The 17,648-nt window shown below is 36.4% G+C and carries 17 protein-coding genes and 1 pseudogene; 14 read left to right on the top strand and 4 right to left on the bottom strand.

What is annotated here, in order from left to right; genetic code table 11:
* Positions 1-208 precede the first annotated feature (208 nt).
* From J2Z81_RS04315 to J2Z81_RS04305, 3 genes are all read left to right on the top strand, one after another.
* Positions 209-751 carry a peroxiredoxin gene (locus J2Z81_RS04315; RefSeq protein WP_029268324.1) on the top strand — a complete coding sequence of 181 codons (543 nt, stop codon included), beginning with the start codon at positions 209-211 and terminating at the stop codon, positions 749-751.
* A 117-nt stretch (positions 752-868) separates the two neighbouring features.
* Positions 869-1,315 (top strand): TlpA family protein disulfide reductase, encoded by a 447-nt coding sequence (locus tag J2Z81_RS04310; protein ID WP_029268325.1) that lies wholly within the window; start codon positions 869-871, stop codon positions 1,313-1,315.
* A 131-nt stretch (positions 1,316-1,446) separates the two neighbouring features.
* Entirely contained in the window at positions 1,447-2,115 is a 669-nt protein-coding gene (locus J2Z81_RS04305) for a potassium channel family protein (protein WP_029268326.1), read from the top strand.
* Positions 2,116-2,217: 102 nt separating this feature from the next.
* Here the strand turns inward: J2Z81_RS04305 and rnjA are convergent, their stop codons facing one another.
* Positions 2,218-3,885: a ribonuclease J1 gene (gene rnjA, locus J2Z81_RS04300; RefSeq protein ID WP_029268327.1), complete on the bottom strand. Its 1,668-nt coding sequence runs from the start codon at positions 3,883-3,885 to the stop codon at positions 2,218-2,220.
* 4 nt (positions 3,886-3,889) lie between these two features.
* Positions 3,890-4,099 carry a DNA-dependent RNA polymerase subunit epsilon gene (locus J2Z81_RS04295; RefSeq protein WP_029268328.1) on the bottom strand — a complete coding sequence of 70 codons (210 nt, stop codon included), beginning with the start codon at positions 4,097-4,099 and terminating at the stop codon, positions 3,890-3,892.
* Between the two features lie 555 nt (positions 4,100-4,654).
* On the opposite strand from J2Z81_RS04295, the gene J2Z81_RS04290 reads away from it, so the two are divergent.
* Entirely contained in the window at positions 4,655-5,425 is a 771-nt protein-coding gene (locus J2Z81_RS04290; RefSeq protein WP_029268329.1) for a Cof-type HAD-IIB family hydrolase, read from the top strand.
* Positions 5,426-5,502: 77 nt separating this feature from the next.
* Here J2Z81_RS04290 and def read toward each other — a convergent pair whose 3' ends face one another.
* The gene (gene def / locus J2Z81_RS04285; RefSeq protein ID WP_029268330.1) at positions 5,503-6,054 is read right to left on the bottom strand and encodes a peptide deformylase; all 552 of its coding nucleotides are present in this window, start codon (positions 6,052-6,054) and stop codon (positions 5,503-5,505) included.
* A 208-nt stretch (positions 6,055-6,262) separates the two neighbouring features.
* On the opposite strand from def, the gene J2Z81_RS04280 reads away from it, so the two are divergent.
* The 5 genes from J2Z81_RS04280 to lpdA all read left to right on the top strand — a co-directional run bounded on the left by J2Z81_RS04280 (position 6,263) and on the right by lpdA (position 12,121).
* The gene (locus tag J2Z81_RS04280) at positions 6,263-6,967 is read left to right on the top strand and encodes a YkyA family protein (RefSeq protein ID WP_226370797.1); all 705 of its coding nucleotides are present in this window, start codon (positions 6,263-6,265) and stop codon (positions 6,965-6,967) included.
* Between the two features lie 423 nt (positions 6,968-7,390).
* Positions 7,391-8,434, top strand: coding sequence for a pyruvate dehydrogenase (acetyl-transferring) E1 component subunit alpha (gene pdhA, locus J2Z81_RS04275; RefSeq protein ID WP_226374335.1), 1,044 nt, complete (start codon positions 7,391-7,393; stop codon positions 8,432-8,434).
* A gap of 2 nt (positions 8,435-8,436) precedes the next feature.
* Complete coding sequence (locus J2Z81_RS04270; protein ID WP_029268333.1) at positions 8,437-9,414, top strand: alpha-ketoacid dehydrogenase subunit beta; 978 nt, start codon at positions 8,437-8,439, stop codon at positions 9,412-9,414.
* 22 nt (positions 9,415-9,436) lie between these two features.
* A complete protein-coding gene (locus J2Z81_RS04265; protein WP_029268334.1) occupies positions 9,437-10,711 on the top strand; it encodes a dihydrolipoamide acetyltransferase family protein in 1,275 nt (424 codons plus the stop codon).
* Positions 10,712-10,714: 3 nt separating this feature from the next.
* Positions 10,715-12,121, top strand: a complete 1,407-nt coding sequence (gene lpdA / locus J2Z81_RS04260; protein ID WP_029268335.1) for a dihydrolipoyl dehydrogenase — start codon at positions 10,715-10,717, stop codon at positions 12,119-12,121.
* Between the two features lie 577 nt (positions 12,122-12,698).
* On the opposite strand, the gene J2Z81_RS04255 is transcribed toward lpdA, so the two are convergent.
* On the bottom strand, positions 12,699-14,234 hold the full coding sequence (locus J2Z81_RS04255; protein WP_029268336.1) for a glycine betaine uptake BCCT transporter: 1,536 nt from the start codon (positions 14,232-14,234) through the stop codon (positions 12,699-12,701).
* 260 nt (positions 14,235-14,494) lie between these two features.
* On the opposite strand from J2Z81_RS04255, the gene J2Z81_RS04250 reads away from it, so the two are divergent.
* The 5 genes and pseudogenes from J2Z81_RS04250 to J2Z81_RS04235 all read left to right on the top strand — a co-directional run.
* Positions 14,495-15,358: a polysaccharide deacetylase family protein gene (locus J2Z81_RS04250; protein WP_318842364.1), complete on the top strand. Its 864-nt coding sequence runs from the start codon at positions 14,495-14,497 to the stop codon at positions 15,356-15,358.
* A gap of 305 nt (positions 15,359-15,663) precedes the next feature.
* The gene (locus J2Z81_RS16160) at positions 15,664-15,816 is read left to right on the top strand and encodes a hypothetical protein (RefSeq protein WP_156947699.1); all 153 of its coding nucleotides are present in this window, start codon (positions 15,664-15,666) and stop codon (positions 15,814-15,816) included.
* Positions 15,817-16,005: 189 nt separating this feature from the next.
* Positions 16,006-16,404 (top strand): annotated as a pseudogene (locus J2Z81_RS16155) (transposase); the annotation flags it as partial.
* A gap of 105 nt (positions 16,405-16,509) precedes the next feature.
* A complete protein-coding gene (locus J2Z81_RS04240; protein WP_084179379.1) occupies positions 16,510-16,614 on the top strand; it encodes a GapA-binding peptide SR1P in 105 nt (34 codons plus the stop codon).
* 202 nt (positions 16,615-16,816) lie between these two features.
* Positions 16,817-17,648, top strand: an 832-nt coding sequence (locus J2Z81_RS04235; protein WP_226370796.1) for a transposase, incomplete at its 3' end; no start/stop codon positions are given.

The following is a 17,648-nucleotide window of genomic DNA, read 5'->3' as shown; positions in this document are numbered from 1 at the left end:
AAAATTTTAAAACAAATGGTAATATGAACATATATACTTTACAATAACGTTTGAGAACATGTCAAATGGGTATACTTTATATGTGCATGATATGACAACTTCTTGTCTTTTTTACACTAATTCTAATTTAAAATTGACTAAAATTAACAAGTCGTTTATAATAATAAACGGATGCAAAATATGACATTATTTTTGGAGGGATTTAACAATGGCAGAAAGAATGGTAGGTAAACAAGCACCACGTTTTGAAATGGATGCTGTAATGCCAGACAAAGAATTCGGAAAAGTTAATTTAGAGGAAATTATGAAAGAAGATAAATGGACAGTATTGTTCTTTTATCCAATGGACTTTACTTTTGTATGTCCAACAGAAATTACAGCAATGTCAGACAGATACGATGAATTTGAAGACTTGGATGCAGAAGTAATTGGTGTTTCCACAGATACAATTCATACACATAAAGCATGGATTAATACATCCCGTGATGATAATGGACTAGGTGATCTTAAATATCCATTAGCAGCAGATACAAATCATGCTGTTGCAAAAGATTACGGTGTACTTATTGAAGAAGAAGGTATTGCATTAAGAGGCCTGTTTATTATTGATCCTGAAGGTGAACTAAAATATCAAACAGTATTCCATACTGATATTGGCCGTGATGTGGATGAGACATTACGCGTACTACAAGCACTACAAACAGGCGGACTTTGCCCAGCAAACTGGAAGCCAGGTCAAGAAACGCTATAATTAGCGTTTCTTGAATGCAGAAGCTGACTCATGAATAAAGAATATTTCTTTTGAAATAGAAGGAAGTTCTTTGCTTAAGGAGTCAGCTTTTTCTAAGGGAACCTAGGAGGTAGGAATATGAAGTTAAGAGAACAAATGCCTGATTTGCCGGAAGCGACAACATGGTATAACAGTGATCCGATTCAAAAAAGTGAACTAATTGGGAATAAGCCAACACTGATTCATTTCTGGTCTGTAAGTTGTGGTTTATGTAAAGAGGCTATGCCGAATGTAAATGAATTCCGTGATGAGTATAAAGATAAGCTTAATGTAATTGCTGTTCATATGCCCCGCTCGGAAAAGGATTTAGATCTGGATCAAGTTCAAAGTGTGGCGAAAGAACATGACATCACACAACCTATTTACGTAGATAATCAACATGCATTAACAGACGCATTTCAAAATGAGTATGTACCAGCTTATTATGTGTTTGATGAAGAAGGGAAGTTACGTCACTTCCAAGCTGGTGGAGGCGGTATGAAAATGCTGCGCAAACGGGTCAATCGGGTTTTAGGAATTAAATAAAGAAGATAAAAATTACTTCTGCCAGTATGCAGGAGTAATTTTTTTGAACAGAAAACAACCTGCGTTTCATATTTATATAAATCTTTGATATGATACACTTAAAAAACTGAAACAGTGATGGAGGAAGAGGGATGAAACAAGATTATGCCGTTATTGGTCTAGGTAGATTTGGTGGCAGCGTTTGTCGCGAATTAAGCATGGAAGGAATGGATGTTTTAGCAATTGATATTGATGAAGAGAAGGTAAATGAATTTAAAAATATTGCTTCTTATGCTGTTATTGCTGATTCGACAGATGAGGCAACATTAAAAGAATTAGGCATTAAAAATATCGACCATGTGATTGTATCGATAGGGGACAATATTCAGGCAAGTATTCTGACTACTGTTATTTTAACCGACTTGGAGATAAAAAAAATCACAGTAAAAGCACAAAGTGATTATCATGAGAAAATTTTAAATAAAATCGGAGCAGACCAAGTGGTTCATCCTGAGCGAGATATGGGGAAACGTATTGCACATAGCGTCATATCAAATAATATACTGGATTATTTGGAACTGTCTGATGAACACAGTATTGTTGAAGTGAAAGCAGGAAAGAAAATGCAGGGGAAAACACTTGTAGACTTAGATATACGTGCTAATTATGGCTGTAATGTGGTAGCTATCAAACAAGAGAATGAAATTAATGTATCACCAAGTGCAGATGAAGTCTTAAGGGAAGATGATATTTTAATTGTCATTGGGGCAGATAAAGACATATCGAGGTTTGAAAAACATTTAGTTATGGATCATGCTTAAGTTTCCATGAAACCCGAAGAAATAGTACCAATAAAAACAGGTCTACCATCATAGGTTTTTTGCCTAATAGATGATAGACCTGTTTTATATTTTATAATAATTTTACACTTCCATGATAATCGGCAGTACCATCGGCTTACGTTTTGTTTTTTCATAAAGAAATGGTGCGATGGTATCTGTTATTTCATTTTTGATTTCGGACCACTGTGTTGTTTTTCGTTCCATCACGGTAGTTAAATGCGAGGCTACAAGTTTTTGGGCCTCATTGATCAAGTCTTCCGATTCTCTCATATAAACAAAACCTCTGGAGATGATATCAGGACCTGATGCTATTTTAAACTCTTTCATATTTATACTTACAACAATGATGACAAGACCTTCTTCAGACAATATTCGGCGGTCTCTTAGGACGATGTTTCCAATATCGCCAATACCACTTCCATCAACATAAATCGATCCAGAAGGAATCTTACCTGCAATAATCGCATTATCTTTCCCTAGAGCAAGCACATCCCCATTATCCATTATAAAGGAATGTTTTAAATTCACTCCACATACTTCTGCAAGTTTGGTATGTTGTTTTAACATACGATATTCCCCGTGAATAGGCATAAAATATTTAGGTTGGATAAGTCTGAGCATTAGTTTCTGTTCTTCCTGGCTGCCATGCCCGGACGTATGGATATTGCTTAAAGGTCCGTGAATTACTTCTGCTCCCGCACGAGATAACTTATTAATTGTGCGGCTGACACTGATGTTGTTACCAGGGATTGGTGATGATGAAAACACAACCGTGTCACCAGGGATGATTTGAACTTGTCTATGCGTCCCGTTCGCTATTCGGGATAAGGCAGCCATTGGCTCACCTTGAGAGCCAGTACACAGAATTGTTACATCCTGTGCTGGAAGACGATTAATTTGGCCAGCATCAATAAAGGTATTTTTAGGTGCTGAAATATAGCCTAACTCTTGGCCAATGGTAATATTTGATTCCATACTCCGGCCAAATACAGCAATTTTTCTGTTATGTTTTACAGAGGCCGATACAACTTGTTGAAGACGATCAATATTGGAAGCAAAAGTTGCAAAAATCAATCTTCCTTCCGTTTTGCTAAAGATATCTTGTATACTTTCACCAACAACTTGTTCAGACATTGTAAAACCTGGAACTTCACTATTTGTACTGTCAGATAGTAAGCAAAGTACGCCTTCTTTGCCTATTTCAGCCATTTTAGCTAAATTAGCTGGCTCTCCAACTGGAGTAAAATCAAATTTAAAATCACCTGTGTGTACGATATTTCCCGGAGGTGTTTTTATGACAACACCATATGAATCAGGAATACTATGGGTAATACGGAAAAAACTAACTGCTGTTTTACGGAACTTAATAACGTCTTCTTCTTGTATCGTGTTTAATTTTGCATTTCTTAATAAACCATGTTCTTCTAATTTGTTTTTGATTAATCCGATCGCGAGTTTACCAGCATAAATAGGCACATTGATCTCACGTAAGAGGTATGGGATTCCACCAATATGATCCTCGTGTCCATGTGTGACGAATAAGCCTTTAATTTTGTTTTGATTTTTGACTAGGTAGGTGTAGTCGGGAATAACGTAATCGATTCCAAGCAACTCATCTTCAGGGAATTTTATACCCGCATCAACTAGGATTATTTCATCTTGAAATTGAATACCATACGTATTTTTTCCAATTTCACCTAACCCACCTAGTGCAAAAACTGCAGTTTGGTCATTTTTTACAAACTTCATCGGTTCACACGTTTTCCATTGTAAAATTTTCAGATTGTTTTTCGTAAGCTAAATGTGTTTCATTTAATAACTGGATATACTCAATATTCAAATTGCGATCATTTAATTTAACACGAACATCTCGTTCGGACTCAGCTTCTAGATATAAACTTTTTGTGCGTTCTCGTACAGGAACTTCGTTTGGAAGTTCTTGGTAAAATACTTTAAAAATCATTTTCTCTCTCCTTATATCACTTTAATAGTTATACTTATTTTTTTATTGAACTTCAGCTATTATTAATAAGCTGCTCATTATTTTATGTTGAAGATATAAACACGATTCAATCGATAACATTAATCATTCCATATAAAACACGTACACTCAGCATAAGTGGAATGTGATTGGTTCATTTACTCATGGTAGTCTTTCTTATATGTTGTTGGTACACGTTCTTTGCCTAAAAAATCCTTCCAGCGTTTTTTCAGCTTTTCCTTTAGGCGTTTTAACATGTTGAATGACATCTCCTTTCATTTTTTTCAGAAAAGCAATAAAAACGTTCTACCGATCCAATCCCTCTTACTTATAGTATAGTATGATTTGGCAAATATTGAAATGAAAATCTCTTTTTTATAATATAAAGAATCTTTTTAACTGTTCATGTTGCCTACATATCACAAGTTTTATCCGTGGTTTATTATTCCTATTTTTTTACATTGAATCATTTATTATACATATATATCGCTTTTCGTCTATAATAAAGACAATGCTTAGATAAAGGGGAAGAAATAAATGCACAAAAAAATAGTCTTTTTTGATATTGATGGAACGCTCGTAGATGAGCATAAAAACATTCCATTATCTGCGAAGCAGGCTATTGAAGAATTAAAAAGAAATGATGTCTATGTTGCAATAGCTACAGGACGTGCACCATTTATGTTTGAGGAAATACGCAAAGAACTTGATATAAACTCATACGTCAGCTTTAATGGACAACATGTTGTTTTTGAGGGAGAAGTCATTTATGAAAATCCGATTGATCAGGAACCATTAGAAACATTATACGAAGCTTCCGCTTTGAATAATTTCCCGATGATATTTATATGTGATAAAGATATGCGCGCCACGACAGACAATCATCCTCATATAAAAGAAAGTCTAGCCAATTTAAAGTTAAATTATCCTCAAGTAGATTCGAATTATTATCATGGCCGTCCTATTTATCAGGCATTATTGTTTTGTGAACAGGATCAGAATGCCTTTATTGCGAAACATAATGCGCTTGACTTTATCCGCTGGCACCGGTTTTCCTATGACGTGCTTCCAGGTGGCGGATCCAAAGCTGTAGGAATCGATAAAATTATTTCTGCAAGTGGTTTAAACAAAGCGGATGCCTTTGCATTCGGTGATGGATTAAATGATATGGAGATGATTCAAGAGGTTGGCGTTGGAATTGCGATGGGAAATGCTGTTCCATCTTTAAAAAAAGTGGCTGATTACACGACAAGTACTGTCGATGAACAAGGTATCTTAAAAGGGCTCGAGTATTATAATTTAATTTAAGGCTATTTTTGTTCGCCTTTTCAAAATGATCCAGAAACAGTTACGAAGCAGGCAACTTCAGTAACTGTTTCTGCTTGTTATTGTATTGCTTTCGCATTTTCCGGAGCAAGAAATGGATTCTCTTTATTAATATAATCATAAAACATCAATCCATTTAGGTGATCAATTTCATGCTGAAATACAATAGCAGCGTAATCTCGCAGTCGTAATTTAAGATCATCTCCATTCATATCGGTTGCTCTAATGGTTACGCGCGCATTGCGTGGTACGTACCCATCGACTTGACGATCAACCGAAAGACAACCTTCTCCTCCAGCTAAATAAGCCTTCTCTACAGAATGACTAATGATTCTTGGATTAATTAATCCATAGCTGTATTGCTTCCCCTTTGGATCTTCAAAATGGACAGCAATTAAGCGTTTACTAATTCCTAACTGCGGTGCAGCTAAACCAACACCAGGTCTTAAATTATATTTTTCTGCCGTATTCTCATCTTGACTATTTTTTAAAAAAGTAAGCATATCATGTAATAAATTTATTTCCTCATCTGTTGTTGGTATATCTACGTCCTTGGCAACTTCACGCAATGACGGATGCCCTTCCCGGACGATATCTTTCATCGTTAACATGACTCATATCACTCCATATTTTATTTATATCAATTATTATTTTATCATAAAAGGAACAAAAAAATCATAGAATAGACACAAGGACAACCCTCGTCTTGTTTGAGTGAAATAATTTATTGAATAAATTTAAGATATCTTATGTTATACTAAAGGGCATGTTAATTGATTTTTTGGTAAGTTTTAACTATAAGGGGGGAAGATCACTGCGATGAATAAAAAGCTTTTGTTTTTTGTTACTATGACATTATTATTATTTATAAGTGCTTGTGGAAAGTCGACAGAAGAAAAAATATATGAACATTTAGAAGAAGCGGTAACCTTGGAGGAAGAGTTTGAAAAAGTACAAACTGAAATTACCGAACTGGAAAAAAAGGAGAGGGAATTATACAGCACGATCATAGAGCTTGGTCCGGATGAGTTAGATAAGATTAAAGAAACGTCAAAACAAGCGATAGAAACCATCGAAAAGCGGTCTAATAAAATGGAATCTGAACAGGAAAGCATTCATGCATCACAGGATGAATTTGAGAAAATTGATAAATTAATCGAAAAATTAGAAGATGAAAAAACAAAAAATAAAGCGCGTGAAATGTATGAAGTTATGATGGACCGTTATAAGCATTATGATCAATTACATAAGGAATACATAAAATCATTAAAACTGGAAAAAGAACTTTATCAAATGCTTCAAAAAGAAGAATTAGAACAAGAAGACTTAACAGCGCATATTGAAAAAATTAATAAAAAATATGAAAAAGTATTGGATAAAAACGAAGAATTTAAAGAAGCGACAGCTAACTATAATAAGTTAAAAAAGGAATTTTATGATCAGACTGACTTAAGTGTAAAGTATGATGATACTTCAAGTAAGAATGTAAACGGTAACGCAGAAGAAACTAAGGAAAAAAAATAATCAATCTTCAATTAATGGAAAGGCTAGGTGTATAACCTAGTCTTTTTTATTATACAACAACACAACCTGTTACAAGGTAAAATGGTACAGGTGATATAACAGATCGGCTATTTATTCGCGCTCGAACAAAAGCCTTCATGAAAATTTATATAATAAAACAAAAGGATTGACCAATTGAATCTATTTGGGCTACAATCTGAGTAGATTAAAAATTGTACCAGTGAAATTTGCGATATCAATGTAACAGATTATAATAGATGATTATATACAAATAAAAAAGGGTATTAGATTTATGCAAAAAAGGTACAGATTTTTTTCGATTACTGGGAAGGATAAAAAAGGATACTATTATTAAGGTAAATAGAAAGGAAGAGGTGAACTATTTTGAAACACGTTCTTGATAGTGTTGAAAGTAAGTTCGAAATGTTCCAGATTCTTGATGAAAATGGAAAAATTGTCAATAAAGATGATATGCCTGATCTGTCAGATGATGAGTTAAAAGAGCTTATGCGCAGAATGGTTTATACACGTGTATTAGATCAAAGATCTATTGCATTAAATCGTCAAGGAAGATTAGGCTTTTACGCTCCAACTGCTGGACAGGAAGCTTCTCAATTAGGAAGCCACTTTGCACTGGAGAAAGAAGATTTTATTTTACCAGGTTATCGGGATGTGCCACAGCTCATTTGGCATGGTCTTCCGTTGTATCAAGCATTCCTGTTTTCTAGAGGCCATTTCCACGGAAATCAAATGCCAGAAGGTGTAAATGCTCTAAGCCCGCAAATTATTATTGGAGCACAATATGTACAAACTGCTGGAGTAGCATTAGGAAAAAAACTACGAGGAAATAAATCTGTAGCAGTAACTTATACAGGTGATGGAGGAACTTCGCAAGGTGACTTTTACGAAGGGATAAACTTTGCGGGGGCATACGGTGCACCGGCAATTTTCTTTGTTCAAAATAACCATTTTGCAATCTCTGTTCCAGTTGAAAAACAAACAGCTGCGAAAACGCTAGCACAAAAGGCAATTGCAGCAGGTATTGAAGGTATTCAGGTAGATGGTATGGACGTACTTGCAATGTATGCAGTGACGAAACATGCTAGAGAGCGTGCTATTAATGGGGAAGGGCCAATGTTAATTGAAGCTTTAACGTATCGTTATGGACCACACACAATGGCTGGAGATGATCCAACGCGTTATCGTACAGAAGACCTTAATAATGAGTGGGAGAAAAAGGATCCGATTGTACGTTTTAGAACTTTCTTAGAAAGTAAAAAGCTTTGGTCTGAAGAGGAAGAGAATAAAGTGATTGAACAAGCAAAAGAGGATATTAAGGCAGCTATTAAAGAAACGGATAAGTATCCAAAACAAAAGGTAACAGACCTTATTTCTAATATGTATGAAGAACTTCCACAAAACCTTAAAGAACAAATGGAAGAATATAAAGAGAAGGAGTCGAAATAACAATGGCTCAAATGACCATGATCCAAGCAATTACAGATGCACTACGTACGGAATTGAAAAATGATGAAAATGTACTTGTCTTTGGCGAGGATGTAGGACAAAACGGCGGTGTGTTCCGTGCTACAGAAGGGTTACAAGATGAGTTTGGGGAAGATCGTGTTTTTGATACACCACTAGCTGAATCAGCTATTGGCGGACTTTCTATTGGACTTGCATTAGAAGGCTTCCGACCTGTGCCTGAAATACAGTTCTTTGGATTCGTATATGAAGTGATGGACTCGATCAACGGACAAATGGCTCGTACACGCTACCGATCAGGTAATACAAAGCAACAGCCAATTACAATTCGTTCTCCTTTTGGAGGCGGTGTAAATACACCTGAGCTTCATGCTGATTCGCTAGAAGGGTTAGTTGCACAACAACCAGGATTAAAAGTTGTCATCCCGTCTACACCATATGACGCAAAAGGATTACTGCTTGCATCGATTCGTGACAACGACCCAGTAGTGTTTTTAGAGCATATGAAACTTTATCGTTCTTTCCGCGGTGAAGTACCTGAAGAAGAATACACCGTTGATCTTAGCAAAGCAGATGTTAAACGCGAAGGTAAAGATGTTACATTAATTGCATATGGTGCAATGGTTCATGCATGCCTAAAAGCAGCTGATGAACTTGAGAAAAACAACATTAATGCAGAGGTAATTGATCTTAGGACTGTTTCACCAATCGATGTCGATACGATTATTAAGTCTGTTGAAAAGACAAATCGTGTTGTTGTTGTACAAGAAGCACAACGTCAAGCAGGTGTAGCAGCAAATATCGTAACCGAAATTCAAGAACGAGCAATTTTACATTTAGAAGCTCCAGTATTGCGTGTAACAGCTCCAGATACCGTGTATCCTTTCTCAGAAGCGGAAGATATATGGCTGCCAGATCATAAGGACATTATGGAAAAAGTGGATCAAGTAATAAATTTCTAATATTGGACGGGAGGTAGTATTAATGGCGTATGAATTTAAATTACCAGATATTGGTGAGGGAATTCATGAAGGCGAAATTGTGAAATGGTTTTTAAAAGAAGGCGACGAAGTCAAAGAGGACGACTCTTTATGTGAAGTACAAAATGACAAAGCTGTCGTAGAGATTCCTTCACCTGTAGAAGGTACGGTGAAAAAGCTTCATGTTGAGGAAGGAGAAGTTGCTGTTGTAGGCGATACGCTGATTACATTTGATGCAGAAGGCTATGAATCCGATAGTAGCGATGAAGAAGAAGCTGTTGAAAATGAAGCACCAGTAAACGAGGAACCAAAGCAAGAAAAAACGGAACAAAAAGAAACAGAGGATACAGATACGGGTTCTGATAAACGAGTAATTGCAATGCCGTCTGTTCGAAAATACGCTCGTGACAATGATGTGAATATTCAAGCCGTTAATGGAACGGGCAAAAATGGACGCATCTTAAAAGAGGACATTGACAGCTACTTAAGCGGGGATCAACCAGCCGAGGATGCAGTGGATGCAACTGAAGAGAAACCAGAAGAAACTACAAAAGAAGCTGCAGTTCCGATGGGTGAATATGCGGAAACTCGAGAAAAAATGAGTGGTATCCGCAAAGCGATTGCTAAAGCAATGGTTAACTCGAAAACTAAAGCTCCACATGTAACATTAATGGATGAAGTCGATGTTACTGAACTTGTTGCACATCGCAAGAAATTTAAAGAAATTGCAGCGGAGCAAGAAATTAAATTAACATATTTACCGTATGTTGTAAAGGCGCTCATTTCTGCATCGAAAAAACACCCAATATTAAATGCTGCTGTTGCTGATGAGACAAATGAAATCATCCATAAGCATTATTATAATATTGGTATTGCTGCAGATACAGATAAAGGTCTACTGGTACCAGTTGTTAAAGACGCTGATCGTAAATCTATTTTTGCAATTTCCAAAGAGATTAATGAATTGGCAGAAAAAGCTCGTAGTGGTACACTAACATCAGGAGAGATGAAGGGCGCATCAAATACGATTACAAACATTGGTTCTGCAGGAGGACAATGGTTTACACCAGTACTTAATTATCCGGAAGCAGTCATTCTTGGCATTGGCCGTATTGCCGAAAAGCCAGTCGTACGCGATGGTGAAATTGTCATAGCTCCAGTACTTGCATTATCACTTAGTTTTGATCATCGTATTGTAGATGGTGCTACAGCACAATTAGCTCTAAATCAAATCAAGCGATTACTAAATGATCCGCAATTAATTATGATGGAGGCGTAAGTTATGGTAGTAGGGGATTTCCCAATTGAAGTAGACACATTAGTTGTTGGTGCAGGTCCAGGTGGATATGTAGCCGCTATTCGGGCTGCACAATTAGGGCAAAAAGTAACAATTGTTGATAAAGGTCCATTAGGTGGTGTTTGTTTAAACGTTGGTTGCATCCCATCTAAGGCTTTAATTGAAGTTGGACACAAAGCAGAAGCGGCTAACGGACACGACGAACTTGGAATAACTGCAGAGAATGTATCTATCGATTTTTCTAAAGCACAAGAGTGGAAAGGAAAAGTTGTCGACAAACTTACTTCAGGTGTAGAAGGGCTTCTAAAAGGAAATAAAGTAGATATTTTAAATGGCGAAGTATACTTTGTTGATCAGCATACAGCAAAAGTAATGGATGAGAAGCAATCTCAAACGTACAAATTTAACAACTGCATTATAGCAACCGGATCTTCACCGGTTGAAATTCCTAGTTTCAAATTTTCCGATCGTGTGCTTGACTCAACAGGTGCGCTTAACTTAAAAGAAATTCCGAAAAAACTTGTTGTTATTGGCGCAGGGTATGTCGGTACGGAACTTGGAACTGCCTATGCAAACCTTGGTTCGGAAGTTACATTTATCGAAGGTGCGAAAGATATTCTTGGCGGCTTCGAAAAACAAATGACCCAATTAGTTAAGAAAGGCTTAAAGAAAAAAGGTGCCACTGTTGTTACAGGAGCAACTGCCAAAGGCGTTGAAGAAACAAAAGACGGCGTGAAAGTAACTTATGAGGCCAAAGATAAAGAAGAAACGGTGGAAGCTGACTATGTCCTAGTTACAGTAGGACGCAAGCCGAATACAGAAGAGCTTGGACTAGAACAGGCAGGTATTGAAGTAGATGAAAAAGGACTTATTAAAGTAGATAAGCAGTGCCGTACCAACGCTGATAATATTTATGCAATTGGAGACATCGTTCCTGGCTTGCCGCTTGCACACAAAGCTTCTTATGAAGGCAAAGTAGCAGCAGAAGCGATTAGCGCACATAAATCAGAGGTTGATTACCTTGCAATTCCGTCCGTTGCATTTACTGATCCAGAACTTGCATCTGTCGGTTATACCGAAAAAGAAGCAAAAGAAGCTGGGTATGATGTGAAGTCTTCTAAGTTTCCATTTGCAGCAAATGGACGTGCACTATCCTTAAATAGTACGGATGGTTTCTTGAAATTAATTACACGCAAAGAAGATGGTTTAGTAATTGGCGGACAAGTTGCTGGGCCAAATGCGAGTGATATGATTGCAGAAATCGGGTTAGCAATCGAAGCAGGCATGACTGCTGAAGACATTGCACTTACAATCCATGCACATCCAACACTAGGTGAAATTACAATGGAAGCAGCAGAAGTTGCTTTAGGAACTCCAGTTCATATGATGTAAAAACACTAAAAAAAGTGCCGGGACAAAACCCCAGCAAATGTAAAAAAGGTCAGATAGTTCATCTTTCGATGGACTGCCTGACCATTTTTTATGAATGAGATAATCTCGATATGGATGGTATCTTCGTTGCCTTCGACTACAGGTGGCTGCTTTCTGCGGGCATGGCTTCATCCACCTTTTGTTCCAGTTAACTTCATAGAGGGCCAACCTGTTTATATATATATCGATTAGAATTTTATCGATTCAGAAAATGCCTTTCGTTAGCTAATAATAGTAAACAAAAAGGACGAGGACACCACCTGATAAAATTAAAGTACCACACAATAACTATTGGAAGTGTCCTTAAGGGGCAAAGATAGGTGAAAATAAACTTTGTATGCGCGATGGTAAACTTGAGAATGTACACCGTCCGGAATGCAAATCTAATTATAGATAATGGAAATAATCCAAATCAAAAAGATTCCAATCATCGGTTTTGATGATTGGAACCTTTTTTAAGATCCTATGGCTCGTTTTGTCCTAGCCTTTTTGATTGGGATAAAATGATTTTAAGAAAAACAAGATTAGACAATATTGTCTAATCTTGTTTTGCACGTTTACGTTTTACATTAATATGCTTTGCTTCTTCTCTGAACGCTTTTATTAAAGAAAATACAATAAGAATCATAATGATTGTAAATGGAAATGCTGCGATAATCGATGCTGTCTGTAAAGCATTGAGTCCGCCTTGCCAGAGCAGGACTGCTGCAGCACCAGACTGAATAAGACCCCAAGCAAATTTCACGCTATTTGCAGGATATAAGCTTCCGCCCGTTGTTTGCATTCCTAGTACAAATGTTGCAGAGTCAGCAGAAGTAATAAAGAATGTACTAATAAGCAAAATGGCGATGATGGCAATAAAAGTCCCAAAAGGAATATGTTCTAATACAGCAAATAATGCTACTTCTTCTCCAATTGCATCAACATGTTGCATAATGTCTACGCCTTGGAAAAACTCTAAATTGATCGCAGATCCGCCAAATACAGAAAACCATAAAGTTCCAAAGATTGTTGGGACTAATAAAACACCTAGTACGAATTCTTTAACTGTACGCCCTCGGGAAACACGAGCAATAAATGTTCCAACAAAAGGTGACCAAGCAAGCCACCAAGCCCAGTAGAAAATCGTCCAGTCTTTTATCCAAGTTGAATTTTCTGGATCAAAAGGGGTCATTCTTAAACTCATACTTGGCAAATTCTGAACATAGCTACCGAATGTTGTTGTAAATAAATTCAGAATAAATTTGGTTGGACCTAAAAACAAAAGGAGCAACATCAATGCGATAGCAAGTACAATGTTTGTATTACTCAAGTATTTAATCCCTTTGTTTAAACCAGTCATAGCTGATAATAAATATAAGACGGTTACAATAAGGATAATAGACAGTTGAAGCGCAAACGTTTGATTTATGCCAAACACAAAAGATAAACCGCCACTAATCTGAATCGCACCAAATCCCAATGAGGTTGCTACACCAAAAACAGTCGCAAAAACAACGATCGTGTTAATGAGCGTCCCCCATTTTCCTTTTATTTTCTCTCCAAAAAGCGGCTGTAAGATATCGCTGACAAGACCGGAGGATTGTTTGCGGAATTTAAAAAATGCAAGAGCTAAAGCTAATGTAGCATAGATTGCCCAAGGGTGAACTCCCCAGTGGAAAAAACTATATTGCATAGCTGCTTTCGCTGCTTCATTTGTTTCTGCATCCCCATATGGTGGTGTGTGAAAGTGTGATAATGGTTCACCTGCGCCCCAGAACACAAGGCCAATTCCCATACCAGCACTAAATAGCATAGCAAACCATGTAAGGTAGGAGTATTCTGGTTCGTCATTTGGCTTGCCAAGTTTTATATTGCCATATTTAGAGAAAATTAAATAAATGGCAAATATTAAAAAACCAGTTGCACTTATTAAATAAAACCATCCGAATTTATCGACTAAAAACGTTTGAACAACAGTAGTAACATTGTCTAAATTTGCTTGAGGTAAGATCGAATCTGGAATTATTCCCCAAATAATAAATAAAATAGATATTATTGCGGATATATAAAAAACCCGAGTGACCTTTTTCATATTCATTATCCAATCCTTTCTCTAGAAATTAGTATAAACATAAGCGACATATTTATGTACATTTATGTATTTAAACATATCCTCTTTCTATATTCAAATAATCTTGTTTAAAATTATCGGATTATGCCGCTGAACTGATTCTTATATACCCATTAAGTCCTTAATCTAAACAACTTTCTAAAATTTAAACAATTTGCCAGGTATTGTCAACTTCTGTACCATTTTAATATAATAGATTAATAGATTAAAAGGGGGACTGTGTGTTGAAGCGAATTTTGGTTTTATTCGGTATGATATTGATGATTTCTTTAGCTGCCTGTAGTGGCAGTGAAGAAACACTTAAAAAAGACAATGAAACGAATGCATCTAGTCATCAAACAGAACATCAAGAAAAAAAGGTTAGTCCATCTAAAAATAAAGAAAATGATGATCAGAATAAACAAGATAACGATGAAGAAATGGATGAGGAGAAACAAAAGTTTGCAGAGAAAAAATACAAAGTTGATACAAATTCATGGTCTATTGTGCCTCTAGAAGATCAAATAGAGGAAAAAGTAGCTTTGCTGACCATTGATGATGCTCCTGATAACCATGCTGTAGAGATGGCTAAAACGCTCAAAGAATTAGATGTGAATGCTATTTTTTTTGTTAATGGTCATTTTTTAGAAACAGATGAGGACAAGGGAAAGTTAAAGGAAATTTATGATATGGGATTTTTAATAGGTAATCATACATACAGTCATGCATTTTTACCGGATTTGTCAGAACAAGAACAAAAAGAAGAAATCGTGAAAGTAAGTGATATGGTTGAAGAAATTACTGGTGAACGTCCAAAATTCTTCCGTGCTCCAAATGGAGCGAATACAGATTACTCCAAACAGGTTGCTGATAAAGAAGGTATGATTTTGATGAATTGGACATATGGTTTTGACTGGGAACCAGAATATCAGACGAAAGAAGCAATTACAGATATTATGGTTAATACGGAATATCTTAATGATGGAGCTAATTTACTAATGCATGACCGAAAGTGGACCGCTGCGGGTTTGCATGATATCGTTAGAGGTTTAGAAGAAAAAGGATATGAGATCGTTGATCCAAATTCAATACAGACAAAAGAGTAACGAGGTTGGGACAAAACCCTTCTTTATTTTACTTTTCCGTGCGATTTATACTTATTTAGTAATCCCGCTGACTTGCACCGCAGGCGGATGCTTTCCGCGGGCACGGCCTCAGCCTCAGCCTCCTCGGAAGAAAACCACTTCACGTGGGGTCTTGAGACCCGTGCTGTTCCCGCTGGAGTCAGCCACCTTTCGTTCCAGTCAACTAGATATGAAAAGGGCTTTAATATACTTGTTTTAGTAAACAAAAAGGACACCTTCTGATAAAATTAAAGCCACTACACAACAATTTATCAGGGTTGTCGCTTATGCTTAATTCTTATACCATGAATCAGGTTGTTTTGCCGCTGGATTTAGAAATTAAATTACAAGAAGATGATATTGCCTTTGCCGTGAATGATGTCGTGGAAAGTATTCCGGACGAACTTTCGACTGAAGAGCTAACTGAAGTAGTTGAATAGCTGAATGATACAGTGGCCGGCTATGACAAGCAAATGGAAGCAAGTGAAGATGGAAGTGAACGTAAGCAGCTTCGAGCGTAAAGAACTGAAACAATATCGCAAACGATTCCAGGACTTTTTAATCCGCAAACAGAAATACGAAAATGACATGAAAATCCTCGGAAAACGCAACAGTTATTTGAAGACAGAAAAGCAAAAGAAGGAAACAACCGGAAAATTTATTATAACGAAAAATGGGAGCAGCAAAAAGAATATATTAGAAAGAAGCTTTCAGAAGAAGAAACTGGTGAAATTTACGGCAAGCGTAAAACAGATGCAGAACTAGCGTTCGTATTTCTGAAGGCTAATTTTCGCTTCACGCGTTTGTCGGTGAGGGGCAAAGAGAAGATGGAAAATGAATTAGGGTTTGCGTTCATGGTGGTAAACTTGAAAAAGTGCATCGCCATGAACAGAAATCAGGCAAAAGATCAAGAAAGTAATCCTGAGAAAAATGGGTTCAATCATCAAAGACCGATGATCGAACCCATTTTTACTTATTCTTGGCTAGTTACGTTCCAACCTCTTTTATGCTTTTTACACTTTAAATAACACATTTTTTAATAGGTTATACTAATTCGGGCTTGAAACTTCAATTATGTCATATTATAATATGAATACGCTATCATTACTAACCAGAAAAAGGAGATGTAGCAAATGGGGACGATCGTTTGTCAAGATTGCCAACATGTTATTGAATATTTTGATGATGAGAAGGTTACTACTCTTTATGGTACTTGCTCAGATTGTGATTCTAAATAAACATCATTTTATATAAAAATAATCGTCAAGAGGCTGGGACAAAACTCGGCTAAATAGCGAAAAAAGAATTCAGTAGATACTGGATTCCTTTTTTTGCTTTAGATTTAAAATAATTGATTATTCTGCTAATAATTAGTAAACAAAAAAAGCACCTTCTGGTAAGATAAAAGTGACCAAACCATTACTCACCGGAGGTGCTCTTATGTTTAAACATTATACCATGAATCAAGTGATTTTGCCTTTAGATTTAGAGATTAAATTAGATAAAAATGATATTGCTTTTGCCATAAATGATTTGGTTGAAAGTATTCCAGTAGAATCTTTTGAAGATTTTGCTCGTAGTACAGGATGTCCAGCTTACCATCCGCGTATGATGATGAAAATTATTTTGTGTGCTTATACACAGTCCGTATTTTCCGGACGGAAAATAGAAGCGTTACTAAAAGATAGTGTTCGTATGATGTGGTTGGCTCAAGGATATGAACCAACTTATCGTACAATTAATCGATTCCGCACAAATCCTTTGGTTGAAGAATTATTACGTCAGTGTTTTGTACAATTTCGTTCCAAGCTAGTTCAAGAAAAAGAAATAGACACGGAAGCTATTTTTATTGATGGTACAAAAATAGAAGCAAACGCAAATAAATTTACTTTCGTTTGGCGCAAATCTGTAGAAAGATATAGTTCAAACTTAATTGAAAAATCTAATCTTATGTACGATGAATTACTGGAAAAAGAAATCATCCCGGCAATCGAACGTGAAAATGAAGAAGAACTTTCGGTGAAGGAAATAGAAACCATCGTCGAAAAACTAGACGATACCATTGATACATATACGAAAAAGATTGACGATTCTGATGTGGTAAGCGAACGGAAACAGTTGCGCTCGAAGCGCAAAGAACCGAAGAAATATCGAAAACATTATGGAGATTTTCTTGTTCGGAAACAAAAGTATCAGCGAGATATGGAGATATTTAAAGATAGAAATAGTTATTCGAAAACAGATCATGACGCCACATTCATGCGTATGAAAG

The organism is Virgibacillus alimentarius (assembly GCF_017874635.1).
Taxonomy (GTDB): Bacteria; Bacillota; Bacilli; order Bacillales; family Amphibacillaceae; genus Virgibacillus_B; species Virgibacillus_B alimentarius.
The sequence above is the reverse complement of the archived record's forward strand: the minus strand, read 5'-3'. Positions and strand labels throughout refer to the sequence as shown.